Raw genomic sequence first — 22,048 nt, 5'->3', positions numbered from 1 at the left:
AAAAAAAGGCGAATCTCATTCGCCCTATTCCCATACCGGTCAAACCGGGTCAGCGGGCGGATTTTAGCATTTCTCATTCGTCCCGCAGCGGCCGATTCCAACGTGCCTTCTGCGGCCCCGCCCGCGTGCGTCCGCCCCACTTGCGGCCGCCCTTCTCGCCGTCCTTGCGCTTCATGGAAGCCCCCGCCAGTCAACCCGGGAAACCCCCGTTTTCGACCCGGGGCCGCCCTCGTATCGTCAAATCCGGGACCGACCCCGGCCAGGCCCGCGCCGACCGCTTGCGGCAATGCCTGATTCCGGCCATGCGCCGTTCCTGCAATACCCTGTTCCCGCGATTCCCTGCAGCTTCCCTCTTCCCCCTTCACGCCAAGGTGATCATCGATGCCGTTCCCGTTCCCCCGCCCCCTCGTCCTGCGCACCGCCGTCGCCCTGGCTTTGCTGGGAGGCTCCCATGCCGCCCTCGCAGCCCCCGTCGCCGCCGTGCACGAGGCCGCCCAGGACCAGAAGCAAGCCATGCTCGACACCATGCGCGACCTGGTCAACATCGAATCGGGCAGCAAGGACGTCGAAGGCGTGGAACGCATCGCCGCCCTCATCGGCGAGCGTCTCAAGGCCCTGGGCGGCACCGTCGACATCATCAAGCCCACCGACATCTTCCGCCTGGACGACACCCCCGAACACGTCGGGCCCATGGTCCACGCCGAATTCAAGGGCACCGGCCAGAAGAAGATCATGCTCATCGCGCACATGGACACCGTCTACCGCAACGGCATGCTCCGCGACCAGCCCTTTCGCATCGACGGCGACCGCGCCTACGGCCTGGGCATCGCCGATGACAAGCACGGCGTCGCCACCATCCTGCACACCCTGGCCCTGCTGCAGAAAATGGGCTTCAAGGACTACGGCACCCTCACCGTCCTCATCAATGGCGACGAAGAAATCAGCTCGCCCGGCGCCCGCGACACCATCACCCGGCTGGGCGCCGACCAGGATGCCGTCTTCTCCTTCGAAGGCGGCGGCACCGAACCCCGCCTGACCCTGGCCACCAGCGGCATCGGCGCCGCCTACCTCAACGTGCAAGGCAAGACCTCCCACGCCGGCGCCCGCCCCGAAGGCGGCGTCAACGCCCTCTACGAACTCGCCCACCAGCTGCTGCAACTGGACAAGCTGTCCAAACCCGAAGAAGGCCTGAAACTGAACTGGACCGTCGCCCAGGCCGGCACCAACCGCAACGTCATCCCCGGCCAGGCCACCGCCCAGGCCGACGCCCGCGCCCTGAAAGTCTCCGACTTCGACGCCCTGGCCCGCACCCTGCAGGAACGCGTGCAGAAGAAACTGCTGCCCGACTCCAAGGTCACCGTCAAATTCGAAGTCCGCCGCCCCCCGCTCGAAGCCACCCCCGCGTCCCGCGCGCTGGCCAACCACGGCGTCGCCATCTACAAAGAACTCGACCTGCCCATGAAAGTCATCGACCGCGCCAGCGGCGGAGGCACCGACGCCGCCTTCGCCGCCCTCAAGGCCCGCGGCCCCGTGATCGAAGGCATGGGCCTGTCCGGCTTCGGCGCCCACTCCAACGACGCCGAATACATCCAGATCAACTCCATCGTCCCGCGCCTCTATCTGGCCGCCCGCATGATCATGGACATCTCACAAGACAAGGCCCCACTGAAGTAGAGCCACCACAACAACAAAGCCCTCAACCGCTGCATCACCAGCAGCGTATGTCCAGGACGGCCGCGCAGGGCGGCCCGTCCTGGACGGGCGCAATCCACCTCTTCCCCCCACAGTTTTGCCCCCCCAAGAAGCCCAAGCAAACCACCCGCCCCAAACACCGGCGATTAATCACCAACGCGAGCGGCGTCGGGGCGGTGGGGCCGGGGCGGGGCGTGTAGCGGCGCGCGCGGCGGAATCCGTAGGAGTCGCCGCAGGCGCCGACGAGGATGAGCACGCGCTGTCCGGCGCCCGCGCGCCGGACAAGCCGCGTAGCCCCGCCCCGGCCCCACCGCCCCGACGCCGCGCCAAAAGAACCCATCCCCCCGGAAAGCCCCTCTAAGAAGGAGTATCCTTGCAACCTATCCAAAAGCACCGATAAAGCAACAAAAGAAATGACAGCAAAACTCCCCACCTGGCCCTATTCCCGTCATATCGCCCACCGCGGCGGCGGCCGCCTGGCGCCGGAGAACACCCTGGCCGCCATGCGCGTCGGCGCCGACCACGGCTTCACCATCTTCGAATACGACGTCAAGCTCAGCGCCGACAACATCCTGGTCTTGATGCACGACGACGACGTCGACCGCACCTCCAACGGCCACGGCCCCGCCGCCGCCAAGACCTTCAGCGAACTCGCCCAGCTCGACTTCGGCAGCTGGCATTCCGCCCGCTACGCCGGCGAGCCCCTGCCCACCTTCGCCGCCGTCGCCCGCTACACCGTCGCCAACGGCATCGCCAGCAACGTCGAAATCAAGCCCTGCCCCGGCCGCGAAGCCGAAACCGGCGCCGCCGTCGCCCTGGCCGCACGCGAACTCTGGAAAAACGCCGCCGTGCCGCCGCTGCTGTCGTCCTTTGCCGAAGAAGCCTTGCAGGCCGCCCGGGAAGTCGCGCCTGAACTGCCGCGCGCCCTGCTGGTTGAAAAAGTGCCCGCCGACTGGCTCGACCGCCTCGTCAAGTACGACTGCGTCGCCCTGAACATCAACCAGAAAGACGCCACCCGCGAACTGATCGACGCCGTGCACGCCGCCGGCTACCGCATCGCCGCCTGGACCGTCAACGACCCCGCGCGCGCCCAGCTGCTGCTCGACTGGGGCATCGACGGCATCTTCACCGACGAACTGGCCGCCATCGCGCCGGCCGCTTCCGCTTAAGGCGCCCGCCCCGTGTTCAGCTATCGCCACGCCTTCCATGCCGGCAACCACGCCGACGTCCTCAAGCACGCCATCCTGGTCCACACGCTGGACTACTTCAACCGCAAGGATGCACCGTACTGGGTCGTCGACACCCATGCCGGCGCCGGCCTCTACAGCCTGGACAGCGACTGGGCCGCCAAGACGTCCGAATTCGCAGACGGCATCGGCCGCCTCTGGGACCGCGACGACCTGCCGCCCCTGTTGGCCGACTACGTCGCCCGCATCCGCGCGTTCAACACCAACGGTCGCTTGAAGCGCTACCCCGGGTCGCCCTGGCTCACCCTGGATGCCCTGCGCCCGTCCGACCGCCTGCGCCTGTTCGAAATGCACCCCACCGAGATCGACGCATTGGTCGTCAACCTCGAACACCAGGGCCGCACGGCGCAGCGCCAGACCACCATCTACGGCGACGACGGCTTCGAAGGCGTCAAGGCCCTCTTGCCGCCGCCCACGCGCCGCGGCATGGTCCTGATCGACCCTTCCTACGAAGACAAGAACGACTACCGCCGCACCTTGATCACCGTCAAGGAATGCATCAAGCGCTTTGCCACCGGCACCTTTGCCGTCTGGTATCCGCTGGTGCAGCGGCGCGAAGCCAGCGAAATGGCGCGCCACTTCGAAAACCTGAAGGTCAAGAGCTGGCTGCACGCGACCCTGACCGTCAAGAAGGCCACCATCGACGGCTACGGCCTGCATGGCAGCGGCATGTTCCTGGTCAACCCGCCCTGGACGCTGCACGATGCCCTGAAGCAGGCCATGCCTTACCTGGCCCGCGAACTGGGCCAGGACGACCGCGCCAGTTTCACGCTGCAATACCGCGAGAATCCGTTCCCGGTGCCCAAGAAGCAGTCCGACGACTGATTCCCGGCCAGGCGGCCCGCACGCCCGCCGCCGGTTCAGAACCCGCATGCAAGAAGGGCTGCCCCATCGACGGGGCAGCCCTTCTTGTTTATTGCCGCGCGGATCAGGCCGTGGCGCCTTCCGCTTCCACCTGGCGCAGCGCTTCCTGCGCGCGGGCCAGCTTGGCCGCGGCGTCGCGCAGCGCGGTGCGCAGCCCTTCTTCGATCACCGGATGGTAGAACGGCATTTCCAGCATGCGCGCCACGGTCAGCTCCTGCTGCACGGCCCAGGCCAGCAGGTGGCCAATATGCTCGGCGCTGGGGCCGACCATTTCCGCCCCCAGGAAGCGGCCCGTCGCGATATCCGCATACACATGCAGCAGGCCACGGTTCTTCAGCATCACTCGCGAACGGCCCTGGTCGCTGAAATCCACCTCGCCCGTCACGAACGTGCCCGGCGTCAGGCGGCCATGGCCCTGGCCTGCCAGCGCAATCTGTGGGTCCGAGAACACCACCGCCAGCGGCGCGCGGCGCAAGCCCTGGCGCACCTCGGGATAGCGGGCCGCATTTTCGCCCGCGATGCGGCCTTCGTCGGCGGCTTCGTGCAGCAAGGGCGCATCGGCGTTGGCATCACCGGCGATGAAAATGGCCGAATCGCCCGCCTGCATCGTTTCACGGTCGAACAGCGGCACCCCCTGCGCGTTCAGTTGCAGCGAGGTGTTCTCCAGCCCCAGCCCATCCACATTCGGGCGGCGGCCGGTGGCCACCAGCGCGTAATCGAAGCGCTCGGTGCGTTCGCTGTTGTCCAGCGCCACGTAGCGCACTTCCACTTCGTCGCCCACGCGCTGCGTTTCCAGCACCCGGGCATCCGGGTCCAGGTAGAACTCGCGCTGGAAGATCTTGCGCGCGCTGTGGCGCACCTGCGGGTCGCTGATGCCGCCCAGGCTGCCGCTGACGCCGAACACGCGCACCTCTACACCCAATCGCGCCAGCGCCTGGCCCAGTTCCAGCCCGATCACCCCCGGGCCGAACACGGCCACGCGGCGCGGCAGGTCGTCCCAGGCAAACACGTCGTCGTTCAACACCAGCCGGTCGCCCAGCCCGCGGAACGGCGGCGGCACCGCCGGGCGCGAGCCCGTCGCGATGACCACGCGGGACGCGTGGATCTCGGTGTGTTCATCCACCCGCAACACCGTGTCGGACACGAAGCGGGCGTAGCCGCGGATCTTGTCTTCGGCGGGAATGTTCTCGACGCCCTCGAGCACGAAGCCCACGAAGCGGTCGCGTTCGCGCTTGACGCGGTCCATCACGGCCACGCCGTCCACGGCGATCTCGCCCTGCACCTGCACGCCAAATGCCTCGGTGTGGGCGGCGTTGTGGGCCGCTTCGGCCGCGGCGATCAGCAGCTTGGACGGCATGCAGCCGACGCGGGCGCAGGTGGTGCCATAGGGGCCGCCTTCGATCAGCAGCGCGCGCTTGCCCGCGGCCTTCGCGGCGCGGTAGGCGGCCAGGCCGGCGGTGCCGGCGCCAAGAACGGCGATATCGGTGTGCAGAGTCTTCATCTATCAGGTCCCCCGGTTGTCACGTGGAGCAATGGTTTCAAAGGCGGATTCCGCCTTGTTGCGCACCCTCGGGACGAGCGTCGCCCCGCCGCCCCGAAAAGGGGCCGCACGAAGATGCGAAACAAGGGGAAACCGGCGCGCCGGACCGCGCAGGGCGGCCCGGCGGCGGGAAGAGGCGTCGGGCCCGTCCCCCGCCAGCAATCAGACGGGCTTAGGCGAAGTGCGCCTTCAGGTCGTCCAGGCCGCCGATCAGCGTGCCATTGATGAACACCTGGGGAGCGGTGCCCTTGCCGGACACGGCGCCGATCACACGGCCGCGGACCTTGTTTTCCAGCGGGATCTCGATCGGGGCGTAACCCTTGCTGTCCAGCAGCGCCTTGGCTTCGACGCAGAACGGGCAGCCCGGCTTGGAGAACACGACCACCTGGTCGGGCTTCTTGGCCGACGGGGCGACGTGCGCCAGCATGGTGTCGGCGTCCGACACTTCAAACGGGTCGCCTTCCTTTTCGGGCTCGATGAACATCTTCTGGACCACGCCGTCCTTGACCAGCATGGAATAGCGCCAGCTGCGCTTGCCGAAGCCCAGGTCGCTCTTGTCGACCAGCATGCCCATGCCTTCGGTGAACTCACCGTTGCCGTCGGGCAAGAGCGTGATGTTGGCCGATTCCTGGTCCTTGGCCCATTCGTTCATGACGAAGGTGTCGTTGACGGACACGCAGACGATGCTGTCGACGCCGGCTTCGAAGAAGGCCGGGGCCAGTTCGTTGTAGCGCGGCAGGTGGGTGGACGAGCAGGTCGGCGTGAACGCGCCGGGAAGCGAAAAGACCACGACCGTCTTGTTCTTGAACAGGTCGTCGGACGTGAGCTTTTTCCAGGTGTTGCCCTCGCGGACGGGGAACGTTACGTTGGGAACACGTTGGCCTTCACGGTTTTGCAGCATTCAATCTCTCCTTGGGTAGCGGGGTTTGTTTAACCACCATGGAAAGAATGATAAATCTGATCTATCAATTGTTCAAATTTAATAAATTTACTTGATCGATAGATTTTGGTAATTACGAAATAGCCGCCGCCAGAAGTTTTCTATCATACCTTCCAGCGGCGGACTGGCCTCAGACGCGCTGCGGCTCGTAGCCCGCGTCGCGGATGGCGGCCTCGACCTTGTCGGCCTGGTCCGTGCCGCTGACGGTCACGCGGTGGCTGGGCAGGTCCACGGCCACGGTCGCGCCGGGCGCCGCCGCATTGACCGCGCCGGTGATGGTCTTGACGCAATGGCCGCAGGTCATGTCGGGGACTTGGAATTCGATGCTCATGCTGTTCTCCAGGAATTTCAGGTTGGCCGCGCCGGTTGCTTGCGCGAGCTTGAACCCAGCTTAAACCTTCCCATTATAGGAAGGTCAAGCGTAGAATACACCTTGACCTTCCCATAATGGGAAGGATGACACTGTGGGTTCCCTTCCCACCGAGACTGCCATGAGCGCTGCCATCCCTGCCCCTTCCGTCGAGCTGGAACTTGCCATCGAAGGCATGACCTGCGCGTCCTGCGTGAAGCGCGTGGAAAAAGCCCTGACCCGCGTGCCGGGCGTGGCCCAGGCCCAGGTCAACCTGGCCACCGAACGCGCCCTGGTCGCGTATGACCCGCAGACCGCCCAGCCCGACGCCCTGGTCCAGGCTGTGGTGAAGATGGGCTACGAGGCCCGCCCCATCGCCGCCCAGGACGACCACGCCGAACGCCAATCCGAAGCCCGCGACGCCGAAGCGCGGCGCCTGCAACACGCCTTCATGGCCGCGCTGGTGCTGACGCTGCCCGTGTTCGTGCTGGAAATGGGCTCGCACCTGATTCCCGCCCTGCATCACTGGGTGCTGGGCACCATCGGCCAGCAGAACAGCTGGCTGCTGCAATTCGTGCTGACCACGGCCGTGCTGGCCTGGCCCGGCCGCCACTTCTTCAGCAAGGGCCTGACCGCGCTGTGGCGCCGCGCGCCGGAAATGAATTCGCTGGTGGCCCTGGGCGCGGGCGCGGCGTGGGGCTATTCGGTCGTGGCGACCTTTGCGCCCGACTGGCTGCCAGAAGCCGCCCGCAACGTCTATTACGAGGCCGCCGCCGTCATCGTCACGCTGATCTTGCTTGGCCGCACGCTGGAAGCCCGCGCCAAGGGCAAGACGGGCGCCGCCATCAAGCGGTTGATCGGCCTGCAGCCGCGCACCGCGCGCGTGCTGCGCGATGGCCAGCCGCAGGACGTCGAGATCGAACAGGTGCGCCGCGGCGACCTCGTGCTGGTGCGCCCCGGCGAAAAGATTCCGCTGGACGGCGAGATCATCGAAGGCAGTTCCTACGTCGATGAATCGATGCTGACCGGCGAACCGGTGCCCGTCGAAAAGCAGCCGGGCATGCAGGCCACCGGCGGCACGCTCAATACCTCGGGCAGCTTCACGCTGCGCATTACCCACACCGGCGCGGACACCATGCTGGCGCGCATCATCCGCATGGTCGAGGCCGCCCAGGGCGCGCGCCTGCCGATCCAGGCACTGGTCGATCAGGTCACCGCCTGGTTCGTGCCGGCCGTGATGGCGGCCGCGCTGCTGACCTTCCTGGCCTGGTTCTTCCTGGGGCCGACGCCGGCGCTGTCGCACGCGCTGGTCAATGCCGTGGCCGTGCTGATCATCGCCTGCCCCTGCGCGATGGGCCTGGCCACGCCCACGTCCATCATGGTGGGCACCGGCCGCGCCGCAGAAATGGGCGTGCTGTTCCGCCAGGGCGACGCCTTGCAGACGCTGCGCGACGTCAATGTGGTGGCGTTCGACAAGACCGGCACGCTGACCCTGGGCAAGCCCACCCTCACCGAACTGGAAGCGGCCGCCGGCTACCGCGATGAAGACGTGTTGCTGTGGGTCGCGTCGGTGCAGGCGCGGTCCGAACACCCGATCGCGCTGGCCATCGTCGATGCCGCGGCCGAGCGCAAGCTGACGCTGCTGCCCGCTGACGGCTTTGCCGCCATCACCGGCGCGGGCGTCGAGGCCTCGGTGGCCGGCAAGCGCGTGCTGGCCGGCGCCGACCGGCTGATGCGCGAGCGCGGCGTGGACGTCAGCGCCTTCGGCCAACGCGCCGAGCGCTGGGGCAATGAAGGCAAGACGCCCATCTACGTGGCCATCGACGGCCAGGCCGCCGCCATGATCGCCGTGACCGACCCCATCAAGCCGTCGGCCGTGGACGCCATTGCCGCGCTGCACGCGCAAGGCCTGAAGACCGCCATGATCACCGGCGACAACCGCCATACGGCCCAGGCCGTGGCGCGCCAGTTGGGCATCGATGAAGTGCGCGCCGAGGTCCTGCCCGACGGCAAGGTCGAGGCCATCACCGCATTGCGCGCCGGCGGCCGCAAGGTGGCCTTCGTGGGCGACGGCATCAATGACGCACCGGCGCTGGCCGCCGCCGATACCGGCATTGCCATCGGCACGGGCACCGACGTCGCCATCGAAGCCGCCTCGGTGGTGCTGATGGCCGACGATCTGCACGGCGTGCCCAACGCCATCGCGCTCAGCCGCGCCACGCTGGCCAACATTCGCCAGAACCTGTTCTGGGCCTTTGCCTACAACGCCGCCTTGATTCCGTTGGCGGCAGGCGCGCTGTATCCGGCCTTCGGACTGTCGTTGTCGCCCATCTTCGCGGCCGGCGCCATGGCGCTGTCCAGCGTGTTCGTGCTGGGCAACGCACTGCGCCTGAAGACCTTCCGGCCGCGTGCGGCCCACTGATCCCTCGCCCCCAAGGAGGCCATTGCATGAACATCGGACAAGCCGCGCAAGCCTCGGGCATCTCGGCCAAGATGATCCGCTACTACGAAAGCATCGGCCTGATCGGCCCGGCGCTGCGCAAGGACTCGGGTTACCGCGTCTACAGCGAAAACGACCTGCACACGCTGCGCTTCGTGCGCCGGGCGCGCGACCTGGGGTTTTCAGTCGAGCAGATGAACGGGCTGCTGGCGCTATGGAAAGACCGCAGCCGCGCCAGCGCCGACGTGAAACGCATTGCGCTGGAACACGTCGAGGAACTGGAACGCAAGGCCTGCGCCCTGCGCGACATGGCGGCCACGCTCAAGCATCTGGCGCAGCACTGCCATGGCGATGACCGGCCTGACTGCCCGATCCTGGAGAATCTGGGCGGGCCTCAGCAGGTCGGATAGCAGCGTTTTCGGAAGACATGGCCGGCGTAGTCAACGCGCGGCCCCAAAGCAAGGCGGCCCCGAAGGGCCGCCTTTTTCACATCAGGCCTTATCCGGCTGCCCGGGCACGGCTTGAGCCATTTCGGCTTGGGCCATTTCGGCTTGGGCCATTTCGGCCTGGGGCGCTTGCGCCTCGGCCGCAACGCGTGCATGGTACGCGTCGGTGGCGGCCTGCTTGGCCGCCTTCTTTTCAGCCGCGGCAGCAGCTTTCTCGGCTTCTGCCGCCATCGTCTCGGCCGCCTGCTGGATGGCGCGCAGACGCGCGTTTTCCTGCACCTGCAAGACGCCCGCGGCGTCCAGCGATTCGAATACCGCGATGGATTCCACGTGACCGGTGTGCGGGAACATATTGATGACGCCCGCGCTCTTGAGCAGGTAGCCGCCCTCGTGCACCAGGATCGACGCATCGCGCGCCAGCGTGGCCGGGTTACAGGACACGTAGACGATGCGGCGCGGCCGCTCTTCCGGCGTCAACTGCGCCAGTGCCTGCGACACCGCATGGGCGCCTTCGCGCGGCGGGTCGATCAGCATGCGATCGAAGAACCCCAGGCTGCGCAGCCAGTGCGCGTCGACTTCGAACAGGTTCAAGGTCGAGAAGCTGGTGCGATCGGCCAGGCCGTGGCGCGCGGCGGCATCGAAAGCCCGGTCGGTCAGCGCCTTGCTGCCTTCCACGCCCACGGCCTCGCGGGCCTGGGTCGCCAGCGGCAGCGTGAAGTTGCCCAGGCCGCAGAACAGGTCAGCCACGCGGTCGGTGGGCTGCACGTCCAGCAACTTGAGCGCGCGCGACACCATGGCGCGGTTGATGGCATGGTTGACCTGCGTGAAGTCGGTCGGCCGGTACGGCATGCGCAGGCCGAATTCGGGCATGGTGTAGGCCAGCGCGTCGCCGTGTTCGCGCACCAGCGGGTGCACGGTATCGGGACCCTTGGGCTGCAGCCACCACTGCACGTTGTGCTTGTCCGCAAAGGCGCGCAGCACGGCGATGTCGTTGTCGGTCAGGGGCAGCAGATGGCGCAGCACCAGCGCGGTGACGCCGTCGCCCAGCGACACTTCCACCTGCGGCAGGCGGTCGGGCGCGGACATCGACGCGATCATGGCGCGCAGCGGCATCAGGAGGTCGCTGACGTGGCGCGGCAGTACGTGGCATTCGCGCATGTCGGCCACGTAGCTGCTCTTGCGCTCGTGAAAGCCGACCAGCACGCCGCCCTTCTTGGGCACCACGCGCACCGACAGGCGCGCACGATAGCGGTAGCCCCAGGTGGGACCTTGCAGCGGCGGCAGGATGCGCGCCGGGCGCAGCTTGCCCACGTGCCAGAAGGTGTCTTCCAGCGAACGTTGCTTGATCGCGACCTGGGTGCTGGGCTCCAGGTGCTGCATGGCACAGCCGCCACAGACGCCGAAATGGGGGCAGCGCGGCACGACCCGCTGCGACGAAGGCCGCCGCACTTCGTCCACGCGTGCGATTTCATAGGACGGCTTGCGGCGCACGGTCACCGCCGTGACCTGCTCGCCCGGCAAGGCGCCTTCCACGAATATGACCTTGCCATCGCGGCGGGCAATGCCCCGGGCTTCCAGATCCAGGGATTCGATACTCAAAACGTCAGACATCTCACGCAGTCCAGATTTACACGCAACCCGGCATTGTAAAAGGATTCAGGCCGGCTGCCGTTGCGGCGTCCGGGCGACCTGGCCTCGCAGCGCCGCCGCGGCCGCCAGGGCGGCCGCCGCCCCCGCCAGCGGCAACCAAGCCAGGCCGCCCGCGGCGATCACCCCGCTGCCCAGCGCCCCGCCCAAGGCGGTGCCCAGGTTGAACGAGGCGATGTTCAGCCCCGCGGCGGCCGCGGTGGACGCCGGCACGTAGCGGCGCGCCAAGGTCAGGAGCCGCAACGTCAGCAGCGTGACGATGGCGAAAAAGCATAGCCCCAGCAGGCCGGCCAGCGCGGCCACCGCCAATGGCCCATGTCGCAGCCCATATAGCGCCCCCAGGTTAAGCGCCAGCGCCGCCAGGGCCCATTGCGTGCTGCGGTCGGGCTGGGCCGCATCCGCCAGCCAGCCGCCCAGCAGATTGCCGCCGATCGAACACAGGCCGAACAGCAGCATCGCCAGGCTGAGCCAGCGGATGTCCGACCCGGCCACCTGCAGCAGAAAGGGGGAAATGAAGGTGAAAAACGAAAACGTGGCCACGCTGACCAGTGCGCCGACGCCCGCCGTCATCAGCAATTGAGGATGCCCCAATGCCCGCAATGCCGCCGCCGCACCTGCGGCCGGCGTGTCTGTCGAGCGCGCCGGCATCAGTGCCAGCAGCCCGCCCGCCCCCAGCAGGCCCAACCCCGCCATCGCCAGGAACACGGCCCGCCACGACCACACGCTGCCCAGATAGGTACCCAGCGGCACCCCCGCGGCGAGCGCCAGCGTCAGGCCCAGCCAGACCACCGACAGCGCCCTGCCCGCTCGCGCCGGTCCGGCCAGGCGTGTGGCAGCATCCGAGGCCACCGCCATGAAGACGCCGTGCGCCAGCCCCACCACGAAACGCATGGCCAACAAGCCTGCCAACGTGGACGACAGGCTGATGACGACGCTGCCGGCCGTCAAGACCGCCATCGCAAGGCCCAGCGTGCGGCGGTCTGGCCAACGCGCCGCCAGCGCCGTCAGGAACGGCGCGCCAAGGGCGGCGCCAAAGGCGTAGGCGGCTATCGCCGTGCCGACCGCTTCGACGCGGGCATGCAGATCGTCGGCCATGGCCGACACCAGGCCGGCCACGACGAATTCGGACAGCCCGAAGGCAAAAGTGCAAAGCGAGAAAACATAGACAGCGACAGGCATGGCGAATCCAGGGCACGGGCCCGGTGATGAGCAATACCCGAAAGCTTAGGAAGGGTCGCGCGGTTCGTAAAATATCTTATTTATCGCCGAACAAGACATAAAAAATCTTATTTGTCCATTCGGCCAGCCGGGTCGCGGCACCACGGGTTTGCGGACCCCGCCTTAGCGCGGCATGGCCTCGCGCACCGCCTCGATGAAGCGGTCGCGCACCGGCGATGGTCGCGCATGGTTCCACGCCATCAACAGGTCCAGATGCAGCAGGTCGGCCGGCGCATCGGCGACCAGCGGCTTGAACACGATGTCGCTACGGCCCGGCACCGCCAACGACGCCGGCAGCAAGGCAACGCCGAAACCGGCGGCCACCAGCGCCACCAAGGTCTGCAGCTGGCGGCCGTGCTGCACCACGCGGGGTGCAAAGCCCGCGGTCTGGCACAACTGCACCAACTGGTCATGAAAGCCCTGCCCCAGCGCCCGCGGCGAGGCCACGAAGGCCTCGTGGGCCAGGTCCGCCAATGCCACCCGGGCCTGCCCGGACAGCGGATGGCCGGCAGGCAGCGCCACCGCAATGGGCTCGCGCAGGATCGTGTGGAAACTCAGGTCCAATGTGGTGGTGCCCGGCGTGCGCAGAAAACCGACATCGGCCGTTCCGCTTTCCAGGGCCGCCACCTGCTCGCGCGTGGACGCCTCGCGCAGCGTGAACGCCACCGCGGGCGCCGCCGTGCGGAAATCACGCAAGGCCCGCAGCAGCGCTTCGTAGGGCGTGATGTTGATGAAGGTCAGCGTCAGATGCCCGTCGATGCCTTGCGACACCCGGCGCGTGTGGGCCACGCCTTCTTCCAGCGACGTCAGCGTACGCCGCGCGGTGTCCAGGAAGGCCGTGCCGGCCGGCGTCAGCGCCACATTGCGGTTGTTGCGTTCGAACAGGGGCGCCCCGACCTCGGCTTCCAGCCGGCGTATCGCCTGGCTGAGCGGCGGCTGGGCCATGTGCAGGCGTTCCGCGGCGCGGTTGAAGTGCAGTTCCTCGGCGACCGCAATGAATTGGCGTAGCAGGCGAGTTTCGATCATTGATATGGCTGGCGTCTTATTGGCACCTCGACAGTATATTTTTTATCTGCCCGCCATAAAAAAGGGGGACTTGCCGGAGACGGCCCATCAGGCAGTCTCCATCAAGCCCCCCAAAGCCGGCGCCGGTCAGGGCGCCGCCACGGATAGTGGGAAGATCAGAACGAACGCGACACCGAGAACACCGCGCCCAGGCGGCCCGACGGATGGCCGTACTTGGTCGGCAGCCAGTTGTCCTTGCTGGCGCCGACCGCGGCCAGCCCCAGCACCCAGCCCTTCAGGTCCTTGGTGACACCCAGCTTGTAGTCGACATAGCCGCTGATGGAATCGCCGTCCATGTTGACCTGGTTCTTCAGCTTCTGGTAGCCGACGTGGCCGACCAGGCCCCAGCCGTCGCCCAGGTCGAAGTTCGCGGTGCCGTCCAGGTACCAGGTGCCCTTGCTGTCCGGCGTACTGAAGAAGTCGCTGGGCGTGTAGGAGTACTTGAGGGTGTAGTTGGCATAGGTGCCGGCCAGGTACAGGTCGGTGTTGTTGTAGTTGCCGCCCTTGGGCGAGCTGGAACCCGGGTAGTAGTAGTGCAGCACGCCGGCATCCAGCGTGAAGCCCCCGCCCACGTCGCCCTTCCAGCCGCCGTAGAAGTCCATTTCCAGGTTGCCGTCGGTGAAGACGAAGTTGGACACATTGGAGTTCCAGTTGCCCAGGTAGAAGCCGGAACTGTGGGTCAGGTCGATGCCCAGTTGCGCGGCGGGACGGAAGTCCGTCTGCGAATAACCGCGGAAGCGGTAGTCGCTGGCGATCGTGGCATTGCCGCTGAGCGAAAAACCGCCGCCCAGGTCGGTGGGTTCGGCCTGCGCCGTCACAGCGAAACAAGCGGCAAGCACAGCGGGCAAGGCTAGCAACGTCTTCTTCATGGTGCGGTGTCCTGATCGGATTTAACGAGGAGGAGGACGGCCAGAGGCGCATCCATCAAACCGGTCTTGCAACGGCGGGTAACCGGGTCCCTTTCCTTCAAGCAAGGTCCGTGCCAGGTTTCAATCACGTGTCGGACGGCTGGCAGCGCGCTGAAAGCGCACGGCGCGCGCACCGGATTGGTGCACCGCGGTGCGCGCGCAGGCAGCGGCGCATCAAAATGGGGCTTGCGCGCCCCGGCGACGCCGCGCAAAAGAAAACCCCGGCGTGCGCTCGGCAGGCCGGGGGGCTGTGGGCCGCACCGGCGTTTCGCGGGGTGGACCGGCGGGGCGCCGGCCGCTTAGTTGGCTGCGGGAGGCGCCGGGGGCGGCGGCACCGCGCCCGGGGGGTTGCCCGGACCCTTGCCGTGACGGCCTTCCATCTTGGCATGGCGTTCCTGCATCTTGGCCTGGCGTTCCTTGACCAGTTGGGTCACCTGGGCACGCTGGGCGTCGTTCAGGCTATCCCACACGGCCAGCCATTGGTCGCGCACCTGCTTGGCCTGCGAACCGAATTGCTCGCGGGACTTGTCGGTCTGGTCGGCCAGGGCGTGCGGATCGAGCTTGCCGGCATCCAGCTGCGCCTTGAGCAGGTCGTGGCGTTGGCCGCCCGATGCGCGCATGGCGTCGCGCAGGCCGCGTTGGCCGTCCTGTGCCGTCTTGAGCAGGGCTTGCTGCTTGTCGTCCAGCTTGAGTTGGTCGACCTGTGCCTTGGACACGGGGCCCAGGCCCGGGATCCACAGGCCGTCGCGCATGCCCTTGTGGAAGCCGTCGCCGTGGCGGCCTTCGTGCATGGCGGCAGGGCCGCCATCGGCGGGCGGAGCCGCCATCACGGTGCCGGCCAGCAAGCCGCCCGAGGCGGCGACCATGGCCAGGGCAGCCAAGTTGGAGCGGATAGCGAATCGGGACATGTAGGTCTCCTGAAAGTGAAGAAAGCGAGGCCATTGTGCGATTCGCCCGGTTTCATCCAGGTTTCGCTGGCGCAAGCTATGTTTCAGTCGATTGCGTATGCCCGGACGTGCAAACGGAGCCCACGGGCTCCGTTTGGGTGCAAGACCATTGCGTGAAAATCAGCCGGCGTCCCACGCGGCCAGGTATTCCTTCCAGTGCGGCGCATCGCTGGCCGACAGGGTGTCGCGCACCAGCGCGATTTCGGCGTCGTAGGCGGTGCGGTCAAGCTCGCCGCGCAGGAAACGAAAGCGGCAATACACCAGCCAGGTGTTGACGACGTCGGTTTCGCAATAGGCGCGCACCTCGTCGGCGCGGCCGCTGCTCCAGGCTTCCCAGACCTTGCTGCCGTCCATGCCCAGCTTGCCGGGAAAACCGCAGAGCTTGGCCAGTTCGTCGAGCGGCGCGTTGGCGCGGCCGTTGTACTTGGCCAGCACGTCCATCAGGTCCAGGTGGCGATTGTGATAGCGCGAGATATAGTTGTTGAACTTGAAATCGCGATCTTCTTCGCCCATATCCCAGTAGCGCGGCGCGGGCACGCCCTGGATCAGGCTGCGGTAGTGCAGCACCGGCAGGTCAAAGCCCGAACCGTTCCAGCTCACCAGCTTGGGCGTGTAGCGTTCGATGGTCTTGAAGAAACCCGCCAGCAACGCCGCTTCGGGGTCATCGGCCTGGCCCAGCGTCTTGACGCGAAAGCCCTGGTCGTCGCGAAACACGCAGCCCACCACCGCCACCTTGTGCAGGTGCAGCGGCAGGAAGTCGTGGCCCACGGCTTCGCGGCGGGCCGTGAGCGCGCGTTCGACGACCTCGTGGTCAGGCACGTCGGCGCCCCAGCCGTTCAGCTTGCGCAGGCCATCCGCGTCGGGAATGGTTTCAAGGTCGAAAACCAGCGTGGGCGTCATTTGGCGGGCAGGTACTGCATCGGATCCACGGGCGTGCCCTGGCGGCGGATCTCGAAATGCAGGCGCGGCGACGTGGTGTCGCTTTGGCCGATTTCGGCGATCTTGGCGCCACGCTTGACGTCCTGGCCGGTCTTCACGAGCAGCGTGCGGTTGTGCGCATACGCCGTGATGAAGCCGTTCTGGTGGTTCACGATGATGAGGTTGCCCAGGCCGCGCACGCCGTTGCCGCTGTACATGACCTTGCCATCCGCCGCAGCGGTGACCGGGTCGCCCAGCGCGCCGGCGATGTCGATGCCTTTGCTGTTGTTGTTGAAGCCCTGCATGATCTGGCCGCCGGCCGGCCAGGCCCAGTTGATGACGCTGGCATCGGCCGCGCGCGTGACCGGCTTGGTTTCCGTCGGCGTGGCTGCGGGCGTGGGCGGCGGCAACGAGGCCACGGCGGTGCCGGACGTGTCGGCCGGCTGGTCCAGCGGACGCGGCTGCGCCTTGTTGCTGGCGATGGGCGCGGGCTGCGCCGTGCCGCCCGAGCCACCGGACATCTTCAGCACCTGCCCCACCGAAATCTGGTTGGGATCGCTGAGGTTGTTCCAGCGCTTGACGCTTTCGATGTCCACGTTATTGGCGCGGGCGATCTTGTAAAGGGTGTCGCCCGGCTTGACGACATAGCTGCCGCCGGGTTGCGTCGGGGCGGACGGCTGTCCGCCAGCAAGGTCGACGACCGGGGCGCGGGTACCTTTTGATGCGCAGCCGGCCAGGATGGCCAGGCTGAGAACACCGGCCACGAAAATCGGGCGGCGCAGGCGCGTCATGGACACGCCCATGGTCAGATCGGTCAGTTGCAACTGCCCGTTGAGCATACGTTTCTCCTGTTTGCTCAAGATTGTATTCCGGCACGTAGCGGCACAAAGCGCACGGCCTCTAATTCAGTACGTTTCCAGCTGGCCGCGCCCGTGCGTTCGATGAGCACCAGGCGCTGGTTCGAGCCCCCTTCGGGAGCGATCAGGCGCCCCCCCGGCGCGAGCTGCGAGAGCAACGCTTGCGGGATGGTCAGGCCGGCGGCAGCCACAACGATAGCATCGAAAGGCGCCACGCCGGGCAGGCCCAGCATGCCATCGCCGTAGATCAGGCGGATGCGCGTGGTGAGCCGCAAGGCGCGCAGATGCTCGCGCGCCAGCTCGTAGAGTCCGCGGATGCGTTCGATGGAATGCACCTCGCGCACGAACTGCGCCAGCACCGCGGCCTGGTAGCCGCAGCCGGCGCCGACTTCCAGCACGCGGGTGGGCGTGCGGTCTTCGCAGATGGCGGCGATCATGCGCGCCACCACCCAGGGTTGTGAAATGGTCTGCGAATGGCCGATGGGCAGCGCGGCGTCTTCGTAGGCGCGGCTGGCCAGCGCTTCGTCGACGAACAAGTGGCGCGGCACCGCGGCCATCGCGTTGAGCACGCGCTCGTCGGTGGCGCCCTGGCTGCGCAGGCGCTGCACCATGGCCTGGCGCAGGCGATCGGAGTTCAGGCCCAGGTTGCCGCCCGCGGCGGGCGTGGGCGCCTTGGCCTGGCTTTGCAGGGTGGCGGCGGACACCCGGGTGTTGCTGTTGGCGGGCGTGACGCCCGGGCTGAGCCGGCCAGAGTCGTAGCGGACCGGGCTGGGCCGCCCGGGTACCGCCTGCGAGACGTCCGGCTGGCTTATGCGTCGGCGCATAGCGGCTCCGCCCAGGTCCGGATCTCGTCGAGCTGGCTGTGCTGGGTCAGGTCCAGCCGCAAGGGCGTGACCGACACCATGCCCTGCGCGACCGCGTGGAAGTCGGTACCCGGCGTGGCATCGGACGCCTGTCCCACCGGACCGATCCAGTAGACCGGATCGCCATACGGCGTGGTGGTGCGCACCACCGGCTGCGACGGATGGCGCTTGCCCAGGCGGGTGACCTGGAAGCCATGCATGTCGTCAAAGCGGCGGCTGGGGATGTTGACGTTCAGCAGCACCGGGGCGGCCAGCGGCTGGGCCAGCTGGCGTTCGACCACCAGGCGCGCGGCGCGGGCGGCCGATTCGATGTGTTCCCAGCCTTTTTCGGCCAGCGAGAAGGCAATGGACGGGATGCCGAACAGGTAGCCTTCGCTGGCGGCGGCCACGGTGCCCGAATAGAGCGTGTCGTCGCCCATGTTCGCGCCGTTGTTGATGCCGGACACGACCAGGTCGGGGCGCGTATCCATCAGGCCGGTCAGGGCCACGTGGACGCAATCGGACGGGGTGCCGTTGACGGCGATGAAGCCGTTGGAGGCCGTGCGCACCGACAGCGGGCGGTTCAGCGTCAGGGAGTTGGACGCGCCGCTGTGGTTGGTCTCGGGCGCGACGACGGTGAGCTCGCCCAGGCCCTGCAGCGCTGCTACCAGCGCTTCGAGGCCAGGGGCCGAATAACCATCATCGTTCGAAACCAGAATTCGCATTGTGCATCCGAAAGAAAATAAAACGCGGGTGGACCGGCTGGATTGTACCGTCCGCAGGCGTCGGCCGGATGGCCTCGCGCCAATCTGTCCCGCATTGCCCAATCGATAACCCGAATCCGGCCCGGCCGGCCGGCGAGGTAGAATCCGCAGCCATCAAGATCCACAACAACACAACGACAACGGACGCTCACTCCCTATGGCGATCACCGAACCCTCCCTGGCGTTCACCGCGGCGCTCATCCTGCTGGCCTACCTGATCGGCTCCGTGCCGTTCGCCGTGGTGGTCAGCAAACTCATGGGACTGCAGGACCCCCGCAGCTACGGTTCGAAGAACCCGGGCGCCACCAATGTGCTGCGCACCGGCAACAAGACCGCCGCCGCGCTGACGCTGCTGGGCGACGCCGCCAAGGGCTGGTTCGCCGTATGGCTGGCCGAGAAGCTGGCCCCCGGCATCGCGCCGTGGCCGCTGGCCGCCGTCGTCGTGGCGGCCTTCCTGGGCCATCTGTACCCGGTTTTCCTGGGATTCAAGGGCGGCAAGGGCGTGGCCACCGCCCTGGGCGTGCTGGTCGCGATCCAGCCCTGGCTGGCGGTTGCCACCGCCGCGACCTGGCTGATCATCGCGATCTTTTTCCGCTATTCGTCCCTGGCGTCGCTGGTGGCGGCCTTTTTTGCCCCGGTCTATTACGTGTTCGGGTCGGGCATGGCCTGGTATGCCCAGCCGGCCCTGGGCGTCGCGCTGGCGGTCATCGGCGTGCTGTTGTTCTACCGCCACCGCGCCAATATCACGCGCCTGGTGCAAGGCACGGAAAGCCGCATCGGCGGCGGCAAGAAGCAGTAATCCCTGGCAGCCGGCGCCGCCGGCTGCATCCCGCCCGCGCCGGGCACCGGGCGTGCCTGGCCGTCCTCCCCCTCTTCCCGCACCCGCTTCAGGCGATATCGGCCAGGTCCCAGCGTGGCCGGATGGTGAAGCTGTGCGCATCGGCGTCCAGCGTGACCAGCCCCGCCTTGACCCGCTCGGCCGCCGCAAAGGCGATCATGGCGCCGTTGTCCGTACACAACGCCAGCGGCGGGAAATAGGCCTGCGCCTTCAGGGGCTTGAGCGCCGCGGCCAGCTTGGCGCGCAGCAGCTGATTGGCCCCCACCCCGCCGGCCACCACCAGCCGGCGCAAGCCGGTCTGCTTCAAGGCGCGGATGGACTTGGCCGCCAGCACTTCCACGATCGCGGCCTGGGTGGCCGCCGCCAGGTCGGCGCGGGTCTGGTCATCAAGCGTGCCGGTCTGCTGCTCGGCCGCCTTGACGCGGGTCAGCACCGCGGTCTTCAAGCCGCTGAAACTGAAATCCAGGTCGCCGCTGTGCAGCATGGGCCGGGGCAGATCGAACCGGCTGGCGTCGCCGCGATCCGCCAGGCGGGCCAGCGCGGGGCCGCCGGGGTAGCCCAGGCCCATCAGCTTGGCCGACTTGTCGAAGGCCTCGCCCGCGGCGTCGTCCAGGGTTTCGCCCAGCAATTCGTAGCGCCCCACCCCGTCGACCCGCATCAACTGCGTATGGCCGCCCGACACCAGCAACGCCACGAACGGGAATTCGGGACGCGGATCGGCCAGCATCGGCGACAGCAGGTGGCCTTCGAGGTGATGGATGGGAATGGCGGGCAGGTGGCGCGACCAGGCGAACGACTGCGCCACGCTCGCGCCCACCAGCAGCGCCCCGGCCAGGCCCGGACCTGCCGTGTAGGCCACCGCGTCGATGTCGGACATGGCCAGGCCGGCCTCTTCCAATACCTGGCGGGTCAGCGGCACCACGCGCCGGATGTGGTCGCGCGAAGCGAGTTCAGGCACCACGCCCCCGTATTCCTGGTGCATGGCGATCTGGGTGTGCAGGGCATGCGCGAGCAGGCCGCGTTCCGTACAGACGGCTGCGACGCCCGTTTCATCGCAGGAGCTTTCAAAGCCGAGAATAATCATGGCGGCAGAGTTTACAACTGATGCGAAAATACGCCCGTTTACAAATAGTCGAGGGCGCCGACGCCCTCACCTGACAACCTGAGCCTGCAAGCACCCTGGGGATAAGAATGCTGGAGAAGCTATTCAAGCTGCGTGAACACGGCACGACCGCAAGAACCGAAATCGTGGCCGGCCTGACGACATTCCTGACCATGTCGTACATCATCTTCGTGAACCCGGACATCCTGTCGTCCACCGGCATGGACCGCAGCGCCGTGTTCGTGGCCACCTGCCTGGCGGCCGCGCTGGGCTCGCTGGTGATGGCACTGATCGCCAACTGGCCCATCGGCATGGCGCCCGGCATGGGCCTGAATGCGTTCTTCGCCTTCACCGTGGTCAAGACCATGGGCTACACCTGGGAGCAGGCGCTGGGCGCGGTGTTCATCTCGGGCGTGATTTTCCTGATCCTGACCATCTCCGGCATCCGGGTCTGGCTGGTCAAGGGCATCCCGCATTCGCTGCGCAGCGCCATCGCCGCCGGCATCGGGCTGTTCCTGGCCATTATCGCGCTGTCCAGCGCCGGCATCGTGGTGGCGCACCCCGCCACCAAGGTCACCCTGGGCGACCTGACCGCGCCGGGGCCGCTGTTCGCCATCCTGGGCTTTTTCATCATCGCCTCGCTGGACGCGCTGCGCGTGCGCGGCGCGATCCTGATCGGCATCCTGGTGGTCACCGTGCTGTCCATGGGGCTGGGCTACAACGAATTCAAGGGCGTGTTCGCCGCGCCGCCCAGCCTGGCGCCGACGCTGTTCAAGATGGACATCCTGGGCGCCCTGCACACCGGCTTCGTGCACGTCATCCTGGTGTTCGTGCTGGTCGAGGTGTTCGACGCCACCGGCACGCTGGTCGGCGTGGCCAAGCGTGCGGGACTGATGCCCGAAGGCCGCCCCAACCGCCTGGGCCGCGCCCTGTTCGCCGACAGTACCGCCATCGTGGCCGGCTCGATGCTGGGGACCAGCAGCACCACCGCCTACGTCGAAAGCGCCTCGGGCGTGCAGGCCGGTGGCCGCACCGGCCTGACGGCACTGGTCGTGGCCCTGCTGTTCCTGGCCGCGTTGTTCATTTCGCCGCTGGCCGGCGCCGTGCCCGCCTACGCCACCGCGCCCGCCCTGCTCTACGTGGCCGGCCTGATGATGCGCGAACTGATCGACATCGACTGGAACGACGTCTGCGAAGCCACCCCGGCCGCGCTGACCGCCCTGGTCATGCCCTTCACGTATTCCATCGCCAACGGCATTGCCTTCGGTTTCATCAGCTACGTGGTGCTCAAGACCGCCACGGGCCGTGTGCGCGACGTGCATCCGGCGACCTGGCTGGTGGCGATCCTGTTCGTGATCCGCTACGCGTTCTTCCCGGAATAAGCACGTAGCGCCGATAACAGCCGCCGCGGCCCGACGCAGGGC

At 67.4% G+C, this 22,048-nt stretch carries 20 protein-coding genes; 7 read left to right on the top strand and 13 right to left on the bottom strand.

Annotated elements, in window-relative coordinates; all coding sequences use genetic code 11:
• Window positions 1-381 precede the first annotated feature (381 nt).
• The 3 genes from AC6LJ2_RS17120 (at window position 382) to AC6LJ2_RS17110 (ending at window position 3,764) form a co-directional block, all read left to right on the top strand.
• The gene (locus tag AC6LJ2_RS17120) at window positions 382-1,674 is read left to right on the top strand and encodes a M20/M25/M40 family metallo-hydrolase (RefSeq protein ID WP_498151787.1); all 1,293 of its coding nucleotides are present in this window, start codon (window positions 382-384) and stop codon (window positions 1,672-1,674) included.
• Between the two features lie 431 nt (window positions 1,675-2,105).
• Window positions 2,106-2,861 (top strand): glycerophosphodiester phosphodiesterase, encoded by a 756-nt coding sequence (gene ugpQ, locus AC6LJ2_RS17115; RefSeq protein ID WP_498151786.1) that lies wholly within the window; start codon window positions 2,106-2,108, stop codon window positions 2,859-2,861.
• Window positions 2,862-2,873: 12 nt separating this feature from the next.
• Window positions 2,874-3,764: a 23S rRNA (adenine(2030)-N(6))-methyltransferase RlmJ gene (locus AC6LJ2_RS17110; RefSeq protein ID WP_263913304.1), complete on the top strand. Its 891-nt coding sequence runs from the start codon at window positions 2,874-2,876 to the stop codon at window positions 3,762-3,764.
• Between the two features lie 103 nt (window positions 3,765-3,867).
• Here AC6LJ2_RS17110 and AC6LJ2_RS17105 read toward each other — a convergent pair whose 3' ends face one another.
• From AC6LJ2_RS17105 to AC6LJ2_RS17095, 3 genes are all read right to left on the bottom strand, one after another.
• A complete protein-coding gene (locus tag AC6LJ2_RS17105) occupies window positions 3,868-5,304 on the bottom strand; it encodes a dihydrolipoyl dehydrogenase (protein WP_263913303.1) in 1,437 nt (478 codons plus the stop codon).
• A gap of 211 nt (window positions 5,305-5,515) precedes the next feature.
• Window positions 5,516-6,244 carry a glutathione peroxidase gene (locus tag AC6LJ2_RS17100; RefSeq protein WP_263913302.1) on the bottom strand — a complete coding sequence of 243 codons (729 nt, stop codon included), beginning with the start codon at window positions 6,242-6,244 and terminating at the stop codon, window positions 5,516-5,518.
• Window positions 6,245-6,413: 169 nt separating this feature from the next.
• A complete protein-coding gene (locus AC6LJ2_RS17095; protein WP_175193763.1) occupies window positions 6,414-6,614 on the bottom strand; it encodes a heavy-metal-associated domain-containing protein in 201 nt (66 codons plus the stop codon).
• Window positions 6,615-6,774: 160 nt separating this feature from the next.
• Between AC6LJ2_RS17095 and AC6LJ2_RS17090 the strand changes: the two genes are divergently transcribed.
• Together AC6LJ2_RS17090 and cueR are read left to right on the top strand one after the other, a co-directional pair.
• Window positions 6,775-9,054: a heavy metal translocating P-type ATPase gene (locus tag AC6LJ2_RS17090; protein ID WP_498151785.1), complete on the top strand. Its 2,280-nt coding sequence runs from the start codon at window positions 6,775-6,777 to the stop codon at window positions 9,052-9,054.
• A 26-nt stretch (window positions 9,055-9,080) separates the two neighbouring features.
• Window positions 9,081-9,482, top strand: a complete 402-nt coding sequence (cueR, locus tag AC6LJ2_RS17085; protein WP_263913299.1) for a Cu(I)-responsive transcriptional regulator — start codon at window positions 9,081-9,083, stop codon at window positions 9,480-9,482.
• 81 nt (window positions 9,483-9,563) lie between these two features.
• On the opposite strand, the gene rlmD is transcribed toward cueR, so the two are convergent.
• The 9 genes from rlmD to surE all read right to left on the bottom strand — a co-directional run bounded on the left by rlmD (window position 9,564) and on the right by surE (window position 18,645).
• Window positions 9,564-11,129, bottom strand: coding sequence for a 23S rRNA (uracil(1939)-C(5))-methyltransferase RlmD (rlmD, locus tag AC6LJ2_RS17080; RefSeq protein ID WP_498151784.1), 1,566 nt, complete (start codon window positions 11,127-11,129; stop codon window positions 9,564-9,566).
• A gap of 45 nt (window positions 11,130-11,174) precedes the next feature.
• The gene (locus AC6LJ2_RS17075; RefSeq protein ID WP_263913297.1) at window positions 11,175-12,344 is read right to left on the bottom strand and encodes an MFS transporter; all 1,170 of its coding nucleotides are present in this window, start codon (window positions 12,342-12,344) and stop codon (window positions 11,175-11,177) included.
• Between the two features lie 162 nt (window positions 12,345-12,506).
• A complete protein-coding gene (locus tag AC6LJ2_RS17070) occupies window positions 12,507-13,409 on the bottom strand; it encodes a LysR substrate-binding domain-containing protein (RefSeq protein ID WP_498151783.1) in 903 nt (300 codons plus the stop codon).
• Window positions 13,410-13,564: 155 nt separating this feature from the next.
• Window positions 13,565-14,317, bottom strand: a complete 753-nt coding sequence (locus AC6LJ2_RS17065; protein WP_263913295.1) for a TorF family putative porin — start codon at window positions 14,315-14,317, stop codon at window positions 13,565-13,567.
• Window positions 14,318-14,655: 338 nt separating this feature from the next.
• Window positions 14,656-15,264, bottom strand: a complete 609-nt coding sequence (locus AC6LJ2_RS17060; RefSeq protein WP_445656458.1) for a periplasmic heavy metal sensor — start codon at window positions 15,262-15,264, stop codon at window positions 14,656-14,658.
• A 159-nt stretch (window positions 15,265-15,423) separates the two neighbouring features.
• A complete protein-coding gene (locus AC6LJ2_RS17055; RefSeq protein WP_498151782.1) occupies window positions 15,424-16,203 on the bottom strand; it encodes a 3'-5' exonuclease in 780 nt (259 codons plus the stop codon).
• The gene (locus AC6LJ2_RS17050; protein WP_263913292.1) at window positions 16,200-17,060 is read right to left on the bottom strand and encodes a peptidoglycan DD-metalloendopeptidase family protein; all 861 of its coding nucleotides are present in this window, start codon (window positions 17,058-17,060) and stop codon (window positions 16,200-16,202) included. Before AC6LJ2_RS17050 ends, AC6LJ2_RS17055 begins: the two co-directional genes overlap by 4 nt.
• Window positions 17,061-17,077: 17 nt before the next feature.
• Window positions 17,078-17,902 carry a protein-L-isoaspartate(D-aspartate) O-methyltransferase gene (locus AC6LJ2_RS17045; protein WP_263913291.1) on the bottom strand — a complete coding sequence of 275 codons (825 nt, stop codon included), beginning with the start codon at window positions 17,900-17,902 and terminating at the stop codon, window positions 17,078-17,080.
• Window positions 17,887-18,645 (bottom strand): 5'/3'-nucleotidase SurE, encoded by a 759-nt coding sequence (gene surE, locus AC6LJ2_RS17040; protein WP_263913290.1) that lies wholly within the window; start codon window positions 18,643-18,645, stop codon window positions 17,887-17,889. The genes AC6LJ2_RS17045 and surE overlap by 16 nt, the downstream gene beginning before the upstream one ends.
• 196 nt (window positions 18,646-18,841) lie before the next feature.
• On the opposite strand from surE, the gene plsY reads away from it, so the two are divergent.
• Complete coding sequence (gene plsY, locus AC6LJ2_RS17035; protein WP_263913289.1) at window positions 18,842-19,483, top strand: glycerol-3-phosphate 1-O-acyltransferase PlsY; 642 nt, start codon at window positions 18,842-18,844, stop codon at window positions 19,481-19,483.
• A gap of 88 nt (window positions 19,484-19,571) precedes the next feature.
• Here the strand turns inward: plsY and tsaD are convergent, their stop codons facing one another.
• Window positions 19,572-20,606, bottom strand: coding sequence for a tRNA (adenosine(37)-N6)-threonylcarbamoyltransferase complex transferase subunit TsaD (gene tsaD, locus AC6LJ2_RS17030; protein WP_263913288.1), 1,035 nt, complete (start codon window positions 20,604-20,606; stop codon window positions 19,572-19,574).
• Window positions 20,607-20,713: 107 nt separating this feature from the next.
• Here tsaD and AC6LJ2_RS17025 point away from each other — a divergent pair, with 107 nt between their 5' ends.
• A complete protein-coding gene (locus tag AC6LJ2_RS17025; protein ID WP_263913287.1) occupies window positions 20,714-22,006 on the top strand; it encodes an NCS2 family permease in 1,293 nt (430 codons plus the stop codon).
• Window positions 22,007-22,048: the final 42 nt, after the last annotated feature.

It is taken from the genome of Achromobacter sp. 1014246743, from assembly GCF_059760725.1.
Note: the sequence above shows the minus strand (reverse complement) of the source record. Positions and strands in the feature narration are given on the sequence as shown.